Annotated in this window: 21 protein-coding genes; 13 read left to right on the forward strand and 8 right to left on the reverse strand. The window is 30.5% G+C overall.

Annotated features, from left to right (window positions below; genetic code table 11):
• Positions 1–43: 43 nt before the first annotated feature.
• Complete coding sequence (gene glyA, locus DIS07_RS13625) at positions 44–1,318, reverse strand: serine hydroxymethyltransferase (RefSeq protein ID WP_109405809.1); 1,275 nt, start codon at positions 1,316–1,318, stop codon at positions 44–46.
• Positions 1,319–1,515: 197 nt separating this feature from the next.
• Between glyA and fahA the strand changes: the two genes are divergently transcribed.
• The 8 genes from fahA (at position 1,516) to DIS07_RS13665 (ending at position 7,702) form a co-directional block, all read left to right on the forward strand.
• Positions 1,516–2,793, forward strand: a complete 1,278-nt coding sequence (gene fahA, locus DIS07_RS13630; protein ID WP_109405810.1) for a fumarylacetoacetase — start codon at positions 1,516–1,518, stop codon at positions 2,791–2,793.
• 8 nt (positions 2,794–2,801) lie between these two features.
• Positions 2,802–3,311, forward strand: a complete 510-nt coding sequence (locus DIS07_RS13635) for a hypothetical protein (RefSeq protein WP_109405811.1) — start codon at positions 2,802–2,804, stop codon at positions 3,309–3,311.
• Between the two features lie 182 nt (positions 3,312–3,493).
• On the forward strand, positions 3,494–4,324 hold the full coding sequence (locus DIS07_RS13640; protein WP_109405812.1) for an ion transporter: 831 nt from the start codon (positions 3,494–3,496) through the stop codon (positions 4,322–4,324).
• 6 nt (positions 4,325–4,330) lie between these two features.
• The gene (miaA, locus tag DIS07_RS13645) at positions 4,331–5,248 is read left to right on the forward strand and encodes a tRNA (adenosine(37)-N6)-dimethylallyltransferase MiaA (protein ID WP_109405874.1); all 918 of its coding nucleotides are present in this window, start codon (positions 4,331–4,333) and stop codon (positions 5,246–5,248) included.
• A 53-nt stretch (positions 5,249–5,301) separates the two neighbouring features.
• Positions 5,302–5,823 carry an OmpH family outer membrane protein gene (locus DIS07_RS13650; protein ID WP_109405813.1) on the forward strand — a complete coding sequence of 174 codons (522 nt, stop codon included), beginning with the start codon at positions 5,302–5,304 and terminating at the stop codon, positions 5,821–5,823.
• Positions 5,824–5,985: 162 nt separating this feature from the next.
• Positions 5,986–6,768, forward strand: coding sequence for a carbonic anhydrase (locus DIS07_RS13655; RefSeq protein WP_109405814.1), 783 nt, complete (start codon positions 5,986–5,988; stop codon positions 6,766–6,768).
• A gap of 153 nt (positions 6,769–6,921) precedes the next feature.
• Positions 6,922–7,368, forward strand: a complete 447-nt coding sequence (locus DIS07_RS13660) for a hypothetical protein (RefSeq protein ID WP_109405815.1) — start codon at positions 6,922–6,924, stop codon at positions 7,366–7,368.
• Between the two features lie 19 nt (positions 7,369–7,387).
• A complete protein-coding gene (locus DIS07_RS13665) occupies positions 7,388–7,702 on the forward strand; it encodes a hypothetical protein (protein ID WP_109405816.1) in 315 nt (104 codons plus the stop codon).
• 219 nt (positions 7,703–7,921) lie between these two features.
• Here DIS07_RS13665 and DIS07_RS13670 read toward each other — a convergent pair whose 3' ends face one another.
• The 3 genes from DIS07_RS13670 to DIS07_RS13680 form a co-directional block, all read right to left on the reverse strand.
• Positions 7,922–9,169 carry an aminotransferase class I/II-fold pyridoxal phosphate-dependent enzyme gene (locus DIS07_RS13670; protein ID WP_109405817.1) on the reverse strand — a complete coding sequence of 416 codons (1,248 nt, stop codon included), beginning with the start codon at positions 9,167–9,169 and terminating at the stop codon, positions 7,922–7,924.
• 74 nt (positions 9,170–9,243) lie between these two features.
• Positions 9,244–10,239 carry a PLP-dependent cysteine synthase family protein gene (locus DIS07_RS13675; protein ID WP_109405818.1) on the reverse strand — a complete coding sequence of 332 codons (996 nt, stop codon included), beginning with the start codon at positions 10,237–10,239 and terminating at the stop codon, positions 9,244–9,246.
• A gap of 96 nt (positions 10,240–10,335) precedes the next feature.
• Positions 10,336–12,441, reverse strand: a complete 2,106-nt coding sequence (locus tag DIS07_RS13680; protein WP_109405819.1) for a S9 family peptidase — start codon at positions 12,439–12,441, stop codon at positions 10,336–10,338.
• Between the two features lie 138 nt (positions 12,442–12,579).
• Here DIS07_RS13680 and DIS07_RS13685 point away from each other — a divergent pair, with 138 nt between their 5' ends.
• A complete protein-coding gene (locus DIS07_RS13685; protein ID WP_109405820.1) occupies positions 12,580–12,897 on the forward strand; it encodes a YbaB/EbfC family nucleoid-associated protein in 318 nt (105 codons plus the stop codon).
• An 85-nt stretch (positions 12,898–12,982) separates the two neighbouring features.
• On the opposite strand, the gene DIS07_RS13690 is transcribed toward DIS07_RS13685, so the two are convergent.
• The 4 genes from DIS07_RS13690 to DIS07_RS13705 all read right to left on the reverse strand — a co-directional run bounded on the left by DIS07_RS13690 (position 12,983) and on the right by DIS07_RS13705 (position 15,868).
• The gene (locus tag DIS07_RS13690) at positions 12,983–13,426 is read right to left on the reverse strand and encodes a DUF5362 family protein (RefSeq protein WP_109405821.1); all 444 of its coding nucleotides are present in this window, start codon (positions 13,424–13,426) and stop codon (positions 12,983–12,985) included.
• Between the two features lie 86 nt (positions 13,427–13,512).
• Entirely contained in the window at positions 13,513–14,790 is a 1,278-nt protein-coding gene (gene rocD / locus DIS07_RS13695) for an ornithine--oxo-acid transaminase (protein WP_109405822.1), read from the reverse strand.
• Positions 14,791–14,940: 150 nt separating this feature from the next.
• Complete coding sequence (locus DIS07_RS13700; RefSeq protein ID WP_109405823.1) at positions 14,941–15,318, reverse strand: DUF6768 family protein; 378 nt, start codon at positions 15,316–15,318, stop codon at positions 14,941–14,943.
• Positions 15,308–15,868: an RNA polymerase sigma factor gene (locus DIS07_RS13705; RefSeq protein WP_109405824.1), complete on the reverse strand. Its 561-nt coding sequence runs from the start codon at positions 15,866–15,868 to the stop codon at positions 15,308–15,310. The genes DIS07_RS13700 and DIS07_RS13705 overlap by 11 nt, the downstream gene beginning before the upstream one ends.
• Positions 15,869–16,173: 305 nt before the next feature.
• Between DIS07_RS13705 and rlmD the strand changes: the two genes are divergently transcribed.
• From rlmD to DIS07_RS13725, 4 genes are all read left to right on the forward strand, one after another.
• On the forward strand, positions 16,174–17,628 hold the full coding sequence (gene rlmD / locus DIS07_RS13710) for a 23S rRNA (uracil(1939)-C(5))-methyltransferase RlmD (RefSeq protein WP_109405825.1): 1,455 nt from the start codon (positions 16,174–16,176) through the stop codon (positions 17,626–17,628).
• Positions 17,629–17,700: 72 nt separating this feature from the next.
• Positions 17,701–17,991, forward strand: coding sequence for a 4a-hydroxytetrahydrobiopterin dehydratase (locus DIS07_RS13715; RefSeq protein ID WP_109405826.1), 291 nt, complete (start codon positions 17,701–17,703; stop codon positions 17,989–17,991).
• Position 17,992: 1 nt separating this feature from the next.
• Positions 17,993–18,478 (forward strand): DUF6452 family protein, encoded by a 486-nt coding sequence (locus tag DIS07_RS13720; protein ID WP_109405827.1) that lies wholly within the window; start codon positions 17,993–17,995, stop codon positions 18,476–18,478.
• On the forward strand, positions 18,459–19,184 hold the full coding sequence (locus DIS07_RS13725) for a DUF6048 family protein (RefSeq protein ID WP_109405828.1): 726 nt from the start codon (positions 18,459–18,461) through the stop codon (positions 19,182–19,184). The genes DIS07_RS13720 and DIS07_RS13725 overlap by 20 nt, the downstream gene beginning before the upstream one ends.
• The last annotated feature ends 9 nt before the right edge of the window (positions 19,185–19,193 follow it).

The following is a 19,193-nucleotide window of genomic DNA, read 5'->3' on the forward strand; positions in this document are numbered from 1 at the left end:
AGATTAACCTTGATGCTTTTTTTAATAGTATGTTTGATGATGATTACATTACAAATAACCTTCTTGTTCTCATCATATCTGAAACTTGTTCACCAATTTGGTGTAAAGCTTCTTCGTTGTCTGCGTTATTAATTGCCTGATCTATAAAATCAACAACTTGAATCATATCTTCTTCAACCAAACCACGTGTAGTAACAGCAGCAGTACCCACACGAATACCAGAAGTTACAAAAGGAGATTTATCATCAAAAGGCACCATATTTTTATTAACTGTGATATCTGCTTTACCAAGAGCAATTTCTGCATCTTTTCCAGATATGTTTTTATTTCTTAAATCAATCAACATACAATGATTGTCTGTACCACCAGAAATTAAGTTGTACCCTCTTTTTACAAATTCTTTTGCCATAGCCGCAGCATTTTCTTTAACTTGAATTTGGTATTCTAAAAATTCATCAGTTAAAGCTTCTCCAAAAGCAATTGCTTTTGCTGCTATAACGTGTTCTAATGGCCCTCCTTGATTACCTGGAAAAACAGCAGAATTTAATAAGGTTGACATTTTCTTTGGCTTACCAGATTTTAAAGTTTCTCCGAAAGGATTATCAAAATCTTTACCAATCATAATCATACCTCCTCTTGGACCACGTAAAGTTTTATGAGTTGTAGTTGTTACAATATGACAATGAGGTAAAGGATCATTTAAAATACCTTTGGCAATTAAACCGGCTGGATGAGAAATATCTGCCATTAAAATAGCACCAACACTATCGGCAATTTCTCTAAAACGTTTAAAATCGATATCTCTAGAATAAGCAGAGGCTCCAGCAATAATTAAATTTGGCTGTTCTTTTGTAGCTGTTTGCTGAATTTTATCATAATTTAAAATACCAGTTTCTTTTTCTACTCCGTAAAAAGAAGTTTTATATAATTTTCCTGAAAAATTTACTGGAGAGCCATGTGTTAAATGACCTCCATGTGATAAATCAAAGCCTAAAATCTTATCTCCAGTTTTTAAACAAGCCGCAAACACAGCTGTATTTGCTTGAGAACCAGAGTGTGGCTGAACATTTACATATTCTGCACCAAACAATTCTTTAGCTCTATCAATTGCAATTTGTTCTATAACATCAACAACTTCACAACCTCCATAATATCTTTTTCCAGGATATCCTTCAGCATATTTATTGGTTAAAATAGAACCTTGTGCTCTCATCACTTGTTCGCTAACAAAGTTCTCAGAAGCGATTAATTCTAATCCGTTTAATTGTCTTTCATTCTCTTCCTGAATTAGGTCGAAAATCTGATTGTCTAGTTGCATTATTATGTTTTTTTAAGAAGCATCAAAAATAACAAAAAACAAATTTGAAAAGAACAAGTTTTATCGATATTTTATGTTTTTTTAAAATAATTATATATTTCAGAATAAAGGAGTGTTAAAAATGAATTTTTCATTGTTTTTTTATTTTAAAATGAAAAAAAAATATGTAGGTTTGGTAAAAATAAATCAGATTCAATATGATCATAACAGCAAATAACCCTAATCGCAAATCTTGGTTAAAAGTAGATGCAAATTCAGATTTCCCAATTCAAAATATTCCTTTTGGAGTTTTTATAACTAGAGATGATATCATTACTATTGGTAGTAGAATTGGTGATTTTGCAATAGATTTAGGCGCTTTTCATCAGTTGGGTTATTTTGATGGAATTCCCTTAACTGATGATATTTTCTTGCAAGATAATTTAAACGATTTTATTGCAGATGGACGTAAAACTTGGCGTTTAGTTCGTAATAGAATTGCTGAAATTTTTGATGTTACCAATGGAAATTTAAGAGATAATGCCAACCATAAAGATAAAATTATTTTTAGAATGGATGAAGTTGAAATGTTATTACCTGTTGCTGTAGGTGATTATACAGATTTTTATGCGAGTAAAGAACACGCAACAAATGTAGGTTCTTTGTTTAGAGATCCTAAAAATGCATTGTTGCCTAATTGGTTGCATATACCTATTGGTTATCACGGAAGAAGTTCTTCCATAATTCCTTCTGGAACTCCAATAAGAAGACCTTACGGACAAACTAAACCTGCTGAAGGAAGCAGTACTCCAGGTTTTGGGCCAAGCAAATTGTTAGATTTTGAATTGGAAATGGCATTTATTACAACAGACGCAAATGTTTTGGGAGAAAGAATCCCGATAGAAGAAGCTGAAGAATATATTTTTGGATTAGTGCAGTTTAACGATTGGTCGGCAAGAGATATTCAAGCTTGGGAATATGTTCCTTTAGGTCCTTTTTTAGGAAAAAACTTTGCTTCTACTATATCTCCATGGATTGTTACTTTAGATGCTTTAGAACCTTTTAGAGTTGATAATCCGAAGCAAGATCATGAACCTCTTCCCTATCTAAAGCAAGAAGGTAAAGGAAGTTACGATATTCATTTACAAGTGGGTATTCAACCAGAAAATGGAGAAGAAACTGTAGTCGCTAATTCTAATTTTAAGTATATGTATTGGACAATGGCACAACAATTAGCACATCATACGGTAAATGGTTGTCCAGTTGAAGCTGGAGATATGATGGGTTCTGGAACTATTTCTGGGCCAACTAAAGACAGCTTTGGATCTATGTTAGAATTAACTTGGAGAGGACAAAATCCTGTAAAATTAAAGGATGGTTCTGAACGTACATTTATTCAAGATAACGACACTGTAATAATGCGTGCGCACTGTAAGAATGATAAAGTTAGAATTGGTTTTGGTGAATGTATTGGTAAAATATTACCCGCTAAATAATTTCAAAAATGAAAAATAAAACAGCAGTTTTATACTTCATTTTAATTTTTTTGTTTAGCCAATGTGCTCAAAATTATGGCTGTGTAGAACGTGTTACTATACAAGATAATGTTAGTAAAACGGAAAGTGGATTTGAATTTGAGCCCTCATATTGGATAGATTTACCTTGTGATTATGATGTTGAAAATAAAATTAAAACTTCTAAAGTTGTTAACAATTTTACTTACCAATTAGTTCGCTATAATTACACCCCAAATACCGGAAACAATTCTTCAAAACTAGAATTCGAAGTTATTTTAGAAAACAACAATAATTTTGAAATCGAAGGATTACCTATCTTTATTATGAGCGGTGACGGAATTGAATTTAGTGCTAATTATCACGTCAATTCAAGCTCATGCAGCTCAATTTCGGCAAACAGTACTTGTACTTTTACTTACGAAAAAGAAACTCCTTTTACTGAAGAAAGTTTTAGTACTTTAGAACTTGTAGGAATCAAATTTTTACTTCCAAAATAATAGTTATTCTTAAATAATTTATTCAGATTTTTAGCAATTTCCGCTCTATTTCATCTTATTTGATAACTTATAATTTTTAGTATTGCCTCTAAAAATATGATTTGTTTTAAACAGAAAAACAAAGGAAAAAAATTAAAAATTCAGTAAATAATTGTAGTATTGTATTATAAAAAGTAACTAAATTGGAAAATAATACCCGAAAAATTTCTTGGAAAACCAGACTTCATGAAATTATCTATGAAGCAGATACCAAAGAGGGTAAGTTTTTTGATGTTATATTGTTAATTGCTATTATTACTAGCATTGTTTTAGTAATGTTAGAAAGTGTAGAAAGCTTTGATAAAAAATACCACGATTTTTTAAATATTGGAGAATGGATTATTACCATTCTTTTTTCTATTGAATATTTGTTAAGAATAATATCGATTCAGAAACCATTAAAATATATTTTTAGTTTTTATGGCGTCATAGATTTACTATCTACAATTCCTAAATACCTATCATTTATTTTGGTTGGATCTCACAATCTAGCTGCATTAAGAGCTCTAAGATTACTAAGAATATTTAGGGTTTTAAAACTAGGAAGGTATATTGGAGCTTCGAATAGATTATTGGTAGCTTTGAAATCAAGTAGAGCAAAAATTGCCGTTTTTTTATTTTTTGTACTTATTGTATGCATTATTTTAGGAACCATAATGTATATGGTAGAAGGTGAAGAAAATGGTTTTACCAATATCCCGAAGAGCATTTATTGGGCAATTGTAACTTTAACTACTGTTGGTTTTGGTGATATTGCACCTCAAACCCCTTTAGGGCAGCTTATTGCAAGTGTTATCATGATTTTAGGATATTCTATCATTGCAATTCCGACTGGAATAGTAAGTTCTGAAATGACAAAAAATAATGCTAATGAAAATATTACAAACACACAATCTTGTCCAAGTTGTTTAAAAGAGAATCACAAAGAAAAAGCTGAGTTTTGCTATAATTGTGGTAGTATTTTAAATCCTTAATTGTTGATGAAAAATATTCTTATTACTATTGTCGGACCCACTGCAATTGGAAAAACTGCATTAAGTATAAAATTGGCAAATCACTTTAAAAGTGATATAATCTCTTGCGATTCTAGGCAGTTTTACAAGGAAATGACTATTGGAACTGCTGTTCCTGATGTTGATGAATTGGAAGCAGCACCACATCACTTTATTCAAAATAGAAGTATTTTTGAAGATTATAATGTAGGCCAGTTCGAAAAAGATGCTTTAAAAAAATTACAAAATTTGTTTCTTAAAAATCCAATTCAAATCATGGTTGGTGGTAGTGGGCTTTATGTAGATGCCGTGTTAAAAGGATTAGATTATTTCCCAAAAATTGCCCCTGAAATTAGAGCAGCATTAAATCATCAACTCAAAGAAAACGGACTCGAGCCTCTGCAAAAACAACTAAAAGAATTAGATTTAGAAACTTATACTACTATTGCTGTTGATAATCCTCAAAGAGTTATTAGAGCTTTAGAAATTTGCATGGGTACAGGTATGCCCTACTCGACATTTAAAAACAAACCCAAAGCATCTAGAAATTTTACCGTTATCAAAATTGGTTTAACAGCCAATAGAGAGATAATTTACGACAGAATTAACCGTCGTGTAGATATTATGGTGCAAAATGGGCTACTGAAAGAAGCAAAAGAATTACATGCGCATAAAAATTTAAATGCCTTACAAACAGTAGGGTATCGTGAATTATTCTCTTATTTTAATAACGATTTTACAAAAGAATTTGCAATTTCTGAAATTAAAAAGAATACAAGAAGATTTGCAAAAAGGCAAATTACATGGTTTAAAAGAGACTCAGATACAATATGGTTTGATTACCAAACAGATATTCAAGATATTATTAAACAAATTTCTGAAAAAATTAACGTAATTAAAGAATAACTCCCTTTTGTAATTCATTCTCTTTTATATCTTTGTGGCACAAAAATAACAACATGAAATCAAAAATTTTATTCATAAGTCTTGCTCTTGCAAGTATTGTGAGCTTTTCGCAAACTAAAACAGGTACTGTAGATAGCGACTATATTGTTTCTATAATGCCAGAAACTAAAATTGTAATTAAAAGAGCTCAATTATATGGTGCCAGATTAGACTCTTCTTTTAACAAAAAAGTAAAAGAATATCAAGATAAAGTTACTGCCTTTAGAAAAAATGAAAAAACCTTAGGGGCACTAGCTAAAAAAACTACAGTTACCGAATTGCAAGGTTTAGAAACTGATATTAAAAAGTACCGAGAAAATGGTACAAAATTAATGCAATTAAAAAGAGATGAGTTAATGCGTCCGTTATATCAAAAATTAAGTAAAGCTGTACAAAATGTTGCGGTAGCTAATGGGTATACACAAATTTTAACGGTAACAGGAAATCAATTTGCTTATGCAGATCCAAAATTTGATATCACCGACTTGGTTATCAAAAAATTAGGAATCACAATTCCTAAACCAGAAAAGAAATAAATACTTAAAAAACTTATTTTAGAAGCCTTACAAATTGTAAGGCTTTTTTTATTTAAAATAGCGAAACCGATTTCTTACTTTTTTAGAAAACATGATAAATGTTATAAAATTTCCTTGACTTGATAAGCTACCTTTGTGTAGTACAACCTTATAAATTTAATCATGAAAAAGTTATTGATTCCTTCTCTTTTACTACTATTAGTGGTATATAAAGTTTATAACGACCACAAAGAAACACCTCACAAAGAAACACATCAACATTGGACCTATCAAGGAGAAACCTCTCCAGAACATTGGGCAGAAATTGAAAAAAACTCAGATTGTAATGGAAAAAAACAATCGCCAATCAATATTATTGATATCAATACCAAACCCACAAATACTAATGAAAATCCGTTAGATATTATGTATTCCCCTAATACTCAAATTAATAAAGTAATTAATAATGGACATTCTATTCAATTTAATTTTGAAGCTGGCGATTCTATTCGATACCATAATCATACCTATCATTTGGCACAAATTCACTTTCATGAACCTTCCGAACACACCATTAACGGAGTTCGTTATCCTTTAGAAATCCATTTGGTACATACTGGAAAAAATAAAGAATATACCGTAATGAGTGTTTTAGCCGAAGAAGGAGAAGAAAGCCAGTTGTTCGAGTTTTTTGAAAGTTTTTTACCTTTAAAAGAGCATGAAACCAAAGAAATTCACCAATCATTAGATTTATCTACTTTATTTCCGAAAAACGCTAATTTTTACTCATATGGCGGTTCCCTAACCACACCACCTTGTACAGAAAGTGTAAATTGGGTAGTATTTAAGCAACCCATTATTGTTTCTGTAGAAGAAGTACTAAAACTAAAAAAGAACATGCCTAAAGACAACTATAGAAACGAACAACCTATTTATGATCGAGAAGTTGCGCTAAACCTCTATTAAAAACAGGTGTTTTTACCGTTGATTTTATGATTCAAAAAAACTAACTTGCTAACTCTGGATATAACGAATTAAAACTCTGCATATCCGAAAAGAGTTGGCAAACATTTAAATGAAATTAATAGATAGAAAGAAATAATCTAATCCGAAAATAAAATGAGAATATTTATACTTCCTATATTATTTATACTCTTAAATTCATCTGCTTTTGGACAACAATTTTTATGGTCTACAATCGAAAAAGATTCAATTGCTGAAAAGCATATTCCTTTAGAGTATGTTAATAATGAAATACTAAAGTTTTATGACCATTATGAAAAACATTATGACCTTTCTGGTTACAGTAAAAAAAGGTTTATTGAAGAAATAGATTATGGTTTTGATGATTGGAAATGGATTAATGACATAAATGATTTAACTGTTTTTGCTGTAAAATCAAATACCGGAAGTGGTTCTGTAGTTTTAGTTATGTTTATTAGTGAGAAAAATATTAATCTTATTATTTTCTCCAATCAGGTTTTAGACCGAAATTTCAACTACCAATCTAATTACGAATTTGAAAGAAAAAAGTTTGAGACTTGGCTAAAAACTCTAATGAATTAAAACACTCTTAAAATATATTATGAAAAGGAATTTATTCACAAAAGATGAAATTACTCTTTGTACATACATAGCTCGCTTTGGAAAAAACGAATTTGATGAAAATGATATTCATAAATTAAAAAGTCGTTCTGTTTCTTCAATAAAAATGAAAGTTCAAAATATTGCTTCAATGTTAGATGAAGAAGGATTTAAGACAAATGACAACATATCCAAACTGACTGGGAAACCACCAGGACAAAAGGGAAGAAGAACAAATTGGGACACTGTAAATAATTTGACTGATTTAAATAAACACGAATTCCTAAGTATGTGTCAAAAAATAATTGAAATTTAATTGAGGTCAAATTTGATTTAAAAAAAACGATTTGCCAACAATGTATAACCGCAATTAAGGCGGATTCGACTACGTCCGAATCCACTCGGAATTGCTAACGTCTGTGCTAAACCGAAAATTAACGTATATTAACCCGTAACTGACGGTTATACTAGACCTTTGGAAACAATAAAAAAACCAAGCTTTAGCTTGGTTTTTAAATGCTATAAATATTAAAAATTACATCATTGCTGCTGCAATTTTTTTATAAGTTCCGTTTTCTAATTTTTCTCGAATTGCAGAAAACGCAGTAATGGTTTCATCGATATCTTCTTGTGTATGTGTAGCTGTAGGTATTAACCTTAAAATAATTAATCCTTTTGGTATTACTGGATATACGACAATAGAACAGAAAATTCCGTGATTTTCTCGTAAATCATTTACCATTGCCATCGCTTCTGGAATATCTCCTTTTAAATAGACTGGTGTAATACACGTTTGCGTGGTTCCTAAATCGAAACCAGCCTTACGTAAGCCAGATTGCAAAGCATTGGTGTTTGTCCACAATTTGTCTTTTAATTCTGGCATGGTACGTATCATATCCAAACGTTTTAAGGCTCCTTTTACCATTGCCATTGGTAAAGATTTGGCAAACATTTGAGAACGCATGTTGTATTGTAAAAACTGAACAATATCTTTATCTCCAGCAAAGAAAGCGCCAATACCTGCCATGGATTTTGCAAAAGTTGCAAAATAAACGTCAATTTTATCTTGAACACCTTGTTCAAAACCAGTACCTCTACCTCCTTCTCCAAGAGTTCCAAACCCGTGAGCATCATCAACTAACAAACGGAAATTGTATTTTTCTTTTAAATCACAGATTTCTTTTAAACGTCCTTGTTCTCCACGCATTCCAAAAACACCTTCGGAAATTGCAAGAATTCCTCCACCTGTTTTTTCTGCCAATTTCACAGCACGCTTCATGTTTTTTTCAAAGCTTTCTATATCATTGTGTTTATAAACAAAACGTTTTCCTGGATGCAAACGAACACCATCAATAATACATGCATGTGTATCTACATCATACACTATAATATCGTCTTTAGAAACCAAAGCATCAATTGCCGATACCATTCCTTGATAACCAAAATTCACTAAATAAGCAGCTTCTTTATCAACAAATTCCGCACATTCTCTTTCTAATTGTTCGTGATAAGGCGTATGACCAGACATCATTCGAGCTCCCATAGGATAAGCCATTCCATGTTCGTTGGCAGCAGCACCATCTACTTTTAAAACTTCTGGATGATTTGCCAAACCTAAGTAATCGTTAATACTCCATGTAACTACTTTTTTACCATTAAAAGACATCCTGTTAGAAATTGGTCCTTCTAGCTTTGGAAACACATAGTAGCCTTCTGCTTGATCTGCCCATTTCCCTAAAGGTCCTTTATCTTTTATGATTCTATCGAATAAATCGTTCGCCATATTATCAACTGTTTTGAGGGTGCAAAGGTAGTAAATTAAAACAGTATTTCAAACCTTACAAAAAGGGATGTTATCTATAAAAATCCTTGTTCTTTCATCCATTCATCACTATAAATCTTATTCATATAGCGAGAACCATGATCTGGAAAAATTAAAACGACAACACTATCTTCTGTAAACATACCCTGAGCTGCGTATTGTTTGGTAGCTTGCATTACTGCACCACTTGTATAACCAGGAAACATTCCTTCTTTTTTAACAATATTTCTTGCTTCTAAAGCGGCATCTTTATCTGATACTTTCTCATAAACATCAATAATATCAAAGTCTGTTGCAGTAGGAATTAAATTTTTACCTAAACCTTCAATTTTATATGGACTTACTTCACTTAAATCTAGTTCTCTAGTTTCGTGATACTTTTTTAGAACAGAACCAATAGCATCTACACCTAAAACTTTAACATTTGGGTTTTTCTCTTTTAAAAATTGTCCTGAACCCGAAATGGTACCTCCTGTTCCGCTGGCAACTACCATATGTGTTAATTTTCCATCAGTTTGTTTCCAAATTTCTGGCCCTGTAGTTCTATAATGCGCTTCAGTATTCAACTCATTAAAATATTGGTTGATATAAACTGAATTCTTAGTTTTCTTATGAATTGTTTTTGCGACTTCGTAATAAGATCTTGGATCTTCTGGCGGAACGTTTGCAGGACATACGTGTACTTCTGCACCCATACATTTTAGCAAATCAATTTTATCTCGAGAAGATTTATCACTTACGGCAAGAATACATTTATACCCTTTTACAATGCTGATCATTGCCAAACTAAAACCTGTATTTCCAGAAGTGGTTTCTACTATTGTAGCTCCTTTTTTTAAGATTCCTTTTTTCTCTGCGTCTTGAACAATGTGAAGTGCAATTCTATCTTTTGCAGAATGACCTGGATTAAAAGCCTCGAATTTAGCATAATAAGTTCCAGGTAAATTTTTGGTAATCTTATGCAACTTAATTAATGGAGTTTCCCCAACTAATTCTAAAATCGAATTTGTAATTCCTTGATTCCTTGTCATTCTATCTTGTTATCGAAAAAAACTTAAGAATATTGTTTTTTACGATTTCGTTTGCAAAAGTACATTTATTAATGAAAATTGAAAAGTGTTTTACTACTAATTTATAGGATCTACTTTGTTTTCTAAACTTAATAAAAAAGTATAATCTTTTGCAGTTTCTTTTAGCGCATCAAATCGTCCTGAAGCACCTCCGTGACCTGCTTCCATATTGGTATGCATTATTAAAATATTATCATCCGTTTTTAATTCTCTTAATTTTGCAACCCATTTAGCAGGCTCCCAATATTGTACTTGAGAATCGTGATAACCAGTAGTAACTAACATATTAGGATATGCTTTTGCTTCTACATTATCGTAAGGCGAATAGGATTTTATATAATCGTAATAGCGTTTGTCATTCGGATTTCCCCATTCGTCATACTCTCCAGTAGTTAGCGGAATGCTTTCATCAATCATTGTAGAAACGACATCTACAAAAGGAACTGCAGCAATAATACCATTGTACAATTCTGGGTTTAAATTGATGATTGCTCCCATTAACAATCCTCCGGCTGAACCACCCATAGCATATAAATGTTTTGATGAAGTATAATTGTTTTCAATTAAAAATTTAGAACAATCTATAAAATCGTAGAATGTATTTTTCTTATTCAACATTTTACCATCTTCATACCAGTCTCTACCTAAATATTCGCTTCCACGAATGTGAGCTAAAGCGTAAACAAATCCTCTATCTAACAAACTTAACCTTGTTGAAGAAAAACTATCTGGAATCGTATACCCGTAAGAACCATAGGCATATTGTAACAAAGGAGTTTCGCTGTTTAATTTAGTATTTTTATGATACACCAAAGAAATGGCTACTTTTTTTCCGTCTCTTGCTGTTGCCCAAACACGTTTACTGATATAGTTTTCTTTTTTAAACTTACCTCCTAGTACTTCTTGTTCTTTCTTGATGTCTTTTTGTTGTGATTTCATATTAAAATCAATCACAGAACTTGGAGTTGTAAATGAATTGTAAGAATAACGAATAATATCTGTATCAAATTCTGGATTTGCATACACATTAGCAGAATATGTTTCTTCACTAAAAGGTAAATAGTAATCTTCTGAATTATCCCAACGTTTTATTCTTATTTTGTTTAAGCCATTGTTCCTTTCTTCTAATACTAAGTAGTCTTTAAATATTGAAAAATCTTCTAACAACGTATCTTCTCTATGAGGAATAACGTCTACCCAATTCTCTTTAGAAGTATTCTCTATAGGCGTTTTCATCAACTTAAAATTGATGGCTTTATCTTTGTTTGTTAACAAATAAAAAGAATCACCAAAATGAGAAACATTATATTCTAAATCTCTTTCTCGTGGTTGCAAAACAGTAAATTTTCCTGTAGGATTATCGGCTTCTAAATACTGAGCTTCTGTAGAAACAGTGCTGTATGATCCAATAATTATATACTTTTTAGATTTTGATTTGGTAACATAGGTTCCAAAAGTTTCATCTTTTTCGTTAAAAACCTCCACGTCTTCTGAAGATGGAGTTCCTAAAACGTGTCTAAAAATCTTTACGCTTCTTAAAGTAACTGGGTCTTTTTTAGTGTAAAAAATGGTTTTATTATCATTTGCCCAAACAGAACCTCCAGTAGTGTTTTCAATAATATCCTTATAGATTTCTCCAGTTTCTAAGTTCTTTATTCTTAAAAAATACTGTCTTCTACTAACAGTATCTGTTGCAAAAACAGCCAGTTTGTTATCTGGAGAAATATTTAATCCGCCCAATTGATAATAATCGAAATCTTTCGCCATTTCGTTTACATCAAATAAAATTTCTTCCGAAGCTAGTAAATTCTCTTTTTTACGACTATAGATTGGGTATTGTTTGCCAATTTCATAACGCGTGATGTAGAAATATCCATTGCTTTTATAAGGCACAGAAGAATCATCCTCCTTAATTCTCCCTTTCATTTCTTGAAACAAATCTTCTTGAAATGTTTTTGTATCTGCAGTTATTGCATCATAATAATCATTTTCTGCTTCTAAATAATCAACTACTTTTTGAGTTTGTTCATCTTTTATTTCTGATAATTTTTGTTCATCAGATAAACGCATCCAGAAATAATTATCAATTCTTACATCTCCATGTTTTTCTAATTCTGTAGGATTTTTCTCAGCAAAAGGTGCTTTTACATCAATCGTATTCATCATTCTATTTTTAATGAGCGATTGCAAATGTAAGATTTATAATGATGAACAAAAGAAAAATTTAATCAAGTGATAAATTTTCATTTTTACTTATGAAAGTATTAATTTTGCATCATAAATAATTTTAAAATTAAAGATATGTTTGGAGATTTAGGTGGAATGATGAGCAAACTAAAAGAAGCTCAACAAAAAGTAGAGGAAACCAAAACAAGATTAAATTCAGTTTTAGTTGATGAAGTTGCAGCAGATGGAAAATTAAAAATCACCTTAACAGCTAATAGAGAAATAAAATCGATTTCTATTGATGAAACTTTACTAAATGATGCTGAAGAATTAGAAGATTATTTAATCATAGCTTTAAATAAAGCTATAGAAAAGGCTTCCGATATAAATGAAGCTGAACTTGCTGCAGCTGCCAAAAGTGGAATGCCAAATATTCCGGGTATGGGATTTTAAAATAAGTACTATGGTAATGCTTTTGAGCTATTTTTAACATCAAATAAACAAAGATACTTTAGCACTTAAAGTATCTTTTTTTTTCTTATAATACGCCTAGCGAAGAAACAATGATTAACAAGATGTAGAGCGATATGGTTATAATGGCAAAAACACCAATAAATTTATAATGAGATTTTAACATCTCGAAAGATGCCGCTAAAATTTCTTCATTTTTGGTTGATAATGCCTTTTTCATTCTATTCGAGAACTGCATTAAATAATATGCTGGAAAAAAATAAATAATTGCTAAAACAATATAAGTTATGGTCATTATTATTCCTAAATTCTGAGGCATTCCAGGTTGCATAGCTGCTGCCATACCAAAAATAGTATTTGCAAATATTGCAAATACTAACATTAATCCTATCATTATAAAACCTAATATAGACAAGAAAAATGACCATTTTGCAGTTTCTCTTAAAAAGTTTTTTGAAGCATTTGTTAAGGTTAATTGTTCTAATTGGGTAATTGGAGTGCGTGTATTCATAATTTTTAATTTATATCTCAAAAAAAAACCACGAATTTGTAAATTTAAATTCTTGAATTCGTGGTTAAAAAATTTATATTATTATGTTATTCAAACTCAGCTAGCGTTTTTAAAATAATAGCCACGCAATCTCTTAATTGAGCTTCTGTCATCACTAAAGGAGGTGCAAAACGAATCATATTTCCGTGTGTGGGTTTAGCTAATAAACCATTGTCTCTTAATTTTAAACAAATATTCCAAGCAGTATCGCTATTTTCATCATCATTTAAAACAATAGCATTTAACAATCCTTTTCCTCTTACTAACTTTATTAATTTACTATCTAAAATGTAATTATTTAGTTCACCTCTAAATATTTCTCCCAAATAATCGGCATTATGAGCCAATTTTTCATCTCTAACTACTTCTAACGAAGCAATTGCTACTGCTGCAGCTATTGGATTTCCTCCAAAAGTAGAACCATGATTTCCGGGTCTAATGACATTCATTATTTCGTTATTTGCTAGTACAGCCGAAACCGGATAGACACCACCACTTAAAGCTTTACCAAGAATTAAAATATCTGGTTTTACCTCTGGAGTGCCAGAACAATTTTTGTCTATACAAGAACAATTACCACAACTTGCTAATAAGCGTCCAGTTCTTGCAACTCCAGTTTGTACTTCATCTGCAATAAATAAAACATTATGCTTTTCGCACAAAGCTTTTGCAGCAGATAAATAGCCGTCAGAAGGAACATATACTCCAGCTTCACCTTGAATGGGTTCCACTAAAAAACCTGCTACATTGGGGTTATTTTCTAAAGCATCTTCTAAAGCTTCTAAGTTATCGTATTCAATCTTTAGAAATCCATCCGTAAAAGGTCCAAAATTTTTACGAGCTACTGGGTCATTGGAAAAAGAAATGATAGTTGTTGTTCTTCCATGAAAATTATTTTCACAAACTATAATCTGTGCTTTATTAATATCAATTCCTTTCACCTCATAAGCCCATTTTCTACAAACTTTTAAAGCTGTTTCCACAGCTTCTGCTCCAGAATTGATAGGCAGCAACTTATCAAAACCAAAAAATTCTGTGGCAAATTTTTCATATTTTCCTAACTTATCATTATAAAATGCTCTCGAAGTTAAGGTTAAACGTTGAGCTTGTGTTGTTAAAGCATCTACAATTTTGGGATGGCAATGTCCTTGATTTAGAGATGAATAAGCTGATAAAAAATCGTAATATTTTTTACCTTCTGCATCCCATACAAAAACCCCTTCTCCTTTTGTTAAAACCACAGGAAGTGGATGGTAATTTTGAGCACCATATTTATTTTCAAGTGCCATTGCTTCTTGCGAAGTTAATTGGTCTAAAACAGCCATTTTTAATAATTTTTTAATTAATAATAACCATTCCTTGTCTACCTTTATCCTTCTGATGTGTTTTCAGAAATTCAGCGTGGGAAAGAAATCATCCCCGAAGTTGGACAAAAATAGTAAAATAATTGATGTCAAAAAAAAATCTGTTTTAAACTATTTCGATGAAGTTGATGAAATTAATAATTCTAAACGTTTCATTTCTCTTAGTAAGGCATTTTTATCCATTTGCATCCAAGCAAATATTTTTAACATACTTACTCCAATTAAAAATACAATTGTACCAGTTGCCCACTTTATAAGTTCTTTCGTTTCATCTGTATTAAAAAACTGTACGATACAATAGATAAAAAGTCCAAAGAAAACTACTGTCATTACATTCATTAAAATCATAATCCATTTATTTTTTCCTTTAAAAAGTCCAAAAACCATTTGAAAAACATTCTGTTCATCTAAATCATTATAAAATTTAGTTTCCTCTTGAGTTAAGGTTTCTTTGATTAACTTGTCTATTTCTTCTATATTATCTTTCATAATTTTGGTGTTTTAAAATTGTTTTTAATTTTTCTCTTGCGTGAAATAATCTTGATTTTGCAGTACCAATTGAAATATCTAAAATTTCACTTATTTCCTTTAAACTATAGTTTTCTTTATAAAACAAACGAATAACCATTTGATGATCTACAGATAGTTTTTCTATTTTTTTTAAGAGCTTATTTTGTATTGTTAAAGACAGTTCATTTTCAGTAAAAGAATCCTCTATTTTATCTTCATTAAAGTGTTTTATTAACTTATTCTGCTCTCTTTTTTGAGCTCTAATTAGATCAATAGATTTTCTATTTACAATACTTATGGCCCAACTTTTAAACTTGTTAGGTTCTTGCAATGTTTTTAATTTAAGTATGATGATTGTCCAGCTATCTTGCGCAATATCTTTGGCTAAATCAGCATCTTTTACAATCCAAAAAGCTAAATTACAGAATCTTAAATGCCATTTTTTTACTAAAAAATTCAAGGCATTTACATCTCCTTTTTGATATTTTTCAATCAAATCTGCATCCGATAAATTATGTTTTTGTTTCATAATCAATTACAATACATAGACGTATACAAAATAAAAAGGTTCAAATTATTTTTGTTTCCTGTTTTCACAGGAATGACAATTTTACTTGAAATCCGAGAAAAATCTCGAAAAGTATTTTCGATTTAAAGGTAAATTAATTAAAATAACTAATCTAACCCTTTAACTTTTCTACAAACTTCATAATTCACACTTCATACTTCATACCTCAAACTTCATACTTCAAACTTCACACTTCAAACTTCCTAATTCATCCTTCCTCCTTCACCCTTTTTTACCTAATTTTGCAAACCATTAAATTTGAAAGAATGCCACGTAGAGAACGAAATAAATTTGTAAAAAGAAATCAAATTTTAGAATTAAAAATTGAAGATTACGCTTTTGGCGGAAAGGGAATTGCAAGAATACATTCTGATGAAGGAAGTTTTGTGGTATTTGTTCCGAATACATTACCAGGGCAATTGGTAAAAGCTCAGATTAAAAAATCGAGTAAAAAATATGCTGAAGCAAAATTGATTGATGTTTTGCAACCTTCAGAAGATGAAATTGAAGTTCCTTTTCAAGATATTCCTGGAGCTCCTTACATTCAATTACCAATTGAGTTGCAACATCAATATAAAAAAGAGAGCACATTATCACTCTTTAAAAGAATTGGGAAAGTAGAAAATATTGAAGATTTATTTGATGAGTTTATCACTTCTCCTAACGTGTTTCATTACAGAAATAAAATGGAATATGGCTTTTCTGCCATTGGTTACGATAGAATCAATAAAACAGATAAAGATGAATTCACCCTAGGTTTTAAAAGACGTGGAGTTTGGTGGATGGGAGATAACTTAGAAAAAGATTCTGGTTTGTTTGATAAACAATTTGAAGATCATTTAAAGAACATTCGTAAATATTGTTTAGAAACTGGTTTGGCTCCTTGGCATGGACCCAAAAAAGAAGGTTTTTTTAGATATTTTGTAGTCAGAAAATCTTACAAGACAGATGAATTATTATTCAATTTAGTCACAACATCTTATGATTTGCCAAAGTTCGATTTAAACAAATTTGCTAATTTCTTAGTCGATTTATTTGGAGATAGAGTTGCTGGTTTATTACACACTATTAATGATGAAGTTGGAGATAGAACTATTGCTACTTCTGGAAGTATAGATTTGGTTTATGGAAAAGACAAAATAGTAGAAGAATTGTTAGGCTTAAACTTTGAAATTAGTATGAAAAGCTTTTTTCAAACGAATCCTAAATCTGCAGAAAAGCTATATACAAAAGTGGTTGATTATGTTTTAGAAGATAAATCTAAAGTAGATAATACTGTGGTGATGGATTTATTTTGCGGAACTGGAACTATTGGGCAAATTGTAGCTTCAAAAAGCGATAACGCTAAAATTGTAGGGGTAGATATTGTAGCTTCTGCTATTGAAGATGCTAAAGAAAATGCAAAAAGAAATGGTATTGATGGTCTTAAATTTTATGCGGCAGATGTTGGTAAGTTTTTAACACAACATCCTCAATATCAAAACAAAATAAAGACAATTATTCTAGATCCTGCTAGAGCAGGTATTATGCCTAAAACTTTGCAGAAAATCATCAACTTAAATCCAGATAGAATGGTTTATGTTTCTTGTAATCCTGCAACACAAGCTAGAGACACAGAGTTATTAAGAGAAGCTGGTTATACCATTAAAAAAATTAGTTTGGTAGATCAATTTCCGCATACGGCACATATAGAAACTGTAGTTTTGTTTGAGAAAAGTTAAACAAGTTATAATTTCTAAACTTATATTAGTTATTTATAAAAATGATTCTATTTTAGCAATAAGATATCAAATATGAAAAAACTTACAGATTTCGAAATCAATAAAAAATTAGAATCTCTAATAGACTGGGATTATTATGAAGATGCTTTACACACAGATTTTGAGTTCGATAATTTCAAAGATTGTATGTCTGCAATGAATAGAATTGCTTTCGAATGTGAGGCTATAAATCATCATCCAGAATGGACTAATATTTACAATGTCTTAGAAATTAAATTAACGACTCATGATGCAAATGGAGTTACAGAATTAGATTTTAAACTAGCAGAAGCCATTAATAAAATTGTAGAAGTTGAAGAGTAATATGAGGAAAGTAATAGTTTTTTTAGGTTTCATTATATTGGTAAATATTTCTTGTGAAAAAGACGATTTTTGTTTACAAAATCCTGTTACCCCAAATTTAGTGATACGTTTTTATGATGACATTAATAGAAACACTAAAAAACAAGTTAAAAAGCTATCTATTTGGGCAGAAAATAAAGATACATTGGCATTATACACGAGTGTAAACCAAGACAGTATTGCAATACCTCTTAATTCTTCAGATACTAAAACTATTTATCATTTAAAAATGAATGATTCAGATGGTAAAATAATTAATAATAAAATTGAAACATTAACAATAGAATACAATCCAACAGAAATTTATGTTTCTCGTTCTTGCGGATATAAAGTTATTTTTAACAACATAACTTTTTCATCAACAAATACTTGGTTTAAAGAAATTACACCAACTACATTAACCACAATCGATCATCAAAATTCAGCACATGTTCAGATTTATCATTAGTATTTGTTTTCTTATTGCTTTTATAGACGGATTTTCTCAAGAACAAAAAAAGGACAGTTTAGTTAATAATCAAAAAGATAGCATCATCTTTAAATCTGCTTACGGAATTAGAGTTGGATTTGATATAAGCAAACCAATAAAAGCCCAATTTGATAAAGCTTACAGTGGTTTAGAGATTGTTGCAGATTACAGATTATCTAAACGATTTTATGCAGCAGTAGAACTAGGTTTTGAAGAACAAACTGCAGATGAAGATCATACCAACTCTACAGCTAAAGGAAACTACATTAAAGTAGGTTTTAATTTTAATGCTTACAAAAATTGGTTAGACATGAACAACGAAATCTTTTTAGGTTATCGTTATGGTTTCAGTATTTTCGAACAAACTCTTAATAGTTATTCACCAAATGTTATTTCTGGAATTAATGGGAATCCAATTTACTTTCCACCAAATACAATTACTACACCAACTATAACAACAGGCTTAAATGCTCACTGGTCTGAGGTTGTTATTGGTTTTAGAGCAGAAACATTTAAAAATTTCTTTGTTACATTTAGTGGATCATATAAAGTTATGATGAGTATAAAAGATCCCGAAAACTTTAAATCGCTCTTTGCTCCTGGATTTAACCGAATTTTTGAAGGCGGAACAGGTTTTGGGTTTAACTACACGCTTACATATTTAATCCCTTTTAAAAAGAAATAAAATTAAGTT

Source organism: Polaribacter aquimarinus, from assembly GCF_003129485.1.
In the GTDB taxonomy this organism is placed as follows: Bacteria; Bacteroidota; Bacteroidia; order Flavobacteriales; family Flavobacteriaceae; genus Polaribacter; species Polaribacter aquimarinus.

Coding starts and splice junctions, on each gene's coding strand:
- glyA (WP_109405809.1), bottom strand. CDS start 1,318: ATGCAACTAGACAATCAGATTTTCGACCTAATTCAGGAAGAGAATGAA.
- fahA (WP_109405810.1), top strand. CDS start 1,516: ATGATCATAACAGCAAATAACCCTAATCGCAAATCTTGGTTAAAAGTA.
- DIS07_RS13635 (WP_109405811.1), top strand. CDS start 2,802: ATGAAAAATAAAACAGCAGTTTTATACTTCATTTTAATTTTTTTGTTT.
- miaA (WP_109405874.1), top strand. CDS start 4,331: ATGAAAAATATTCTTATTACTATTGTCGGACCCACTGCAATTGGAAAA.
- DIS07_RS13650 (WP_109405813.1), top strand. CDS start 5,302: ATGAAATCAAAAATTTTATTCATAAGTCTTGCTCTTGCAAGTATTGTG.
- DIS07_RS13655 (WP_109405814.1), top strand. CDS start 5,986: ATGAAAAAGTTATTGATTCCTTCTCTTTTACTACTATTAGTGGTATAT.
- DIS07_RS13660 (WP_109405815.1), top strand. CDS start 6,922: ATGAGAATATTTATACTTCCTATATTATTTATACTCTTAAATTCATCT.
- DIS07_RS13665 (WP_109405816.1), top strand. CDS start 7,388: ATGAAAAGGAATTTATTCACAAAAGATGAAATTACTCTTTGTACATAC.
- DIS07_RS13670 (WP_109405817.1), bottom strand. CDS start 9,169: ATGGCGAACGATTTATTCGATAGAATCATAAAAGATAAAGGACCTTTA.
- DIS07_RS13675 (WP_109405818.1), bottom strand. CDS start 10,239: ATGACAAGGAATCAAGGAATTACAAATTCGATTTTAGAATTAGTTGGG.
- DIS07_RS13680 (WP_109405819.1), bottom strand. CDS start 12,441: ATGAATACGATTGATGTAAAAGCACCTTTTGCTGAGAAAAATCCTACA.
- DIS07_RS13685 (WP_109405820.1), top strand. CDS start 12,580: ATGTTTGGAGATTTAGGTGGAATGATGAGCAAACTAAAAGAAGCTCAA.
- DIS07_RS13690 (WP_109405821.1), bottom strand. CDS start 13,426: ATGAATACACGCACTCCAATTACCCAATTAGAACAATTAACCTTAACA.
- rocD (WP_109405822.1), bottom strand. CDS start 14,790: ATGGCTGTTTTAGACCAATTAACTTCGCAAGAAGCAATGGCACTTGAA.
- DIS07_RS13700 (WP_109405823.1), bottom strand. CDS start 15,318: ATGAAAGATAATATAGAAGAAATAGACAAGTTAATCAAAGAAACCTTA.
- DIS07_RS13705 (WP_109405824.1), bottom strand. CDS start 15,868: ATGAAACAAAAACATAATTTATCGGATGCAGATTTGATTGAAAAATAT.
- rlmD (WP_109405825.1), top strand. CDS start 16,174: ATGCCACGTAGAGAACGAAATAAATTTGTAAAAAGAAATCAAATTTTA.
- DIS07_RS13715 (WP_109405826.1), top strand. CDS start 17,701: ATGAAAAAACTTACAGATTTCGAAATCAATAAAAAATTAGAATCTCTA.
- DIS07_RS13720 (WP_109405827.1), top strand. CDS start 17,993: ATGAGGAAAGTAATAGTTTTTTTAGGTTTCATTATATTGGTAAATATT.
- DIS07_RS13725 (WP_109405828.1), top strand. CDS start 18,459: ATGTTCAGATTTATCATTAGTATTTGTTTTCTTATTGCTTTTATAGAC.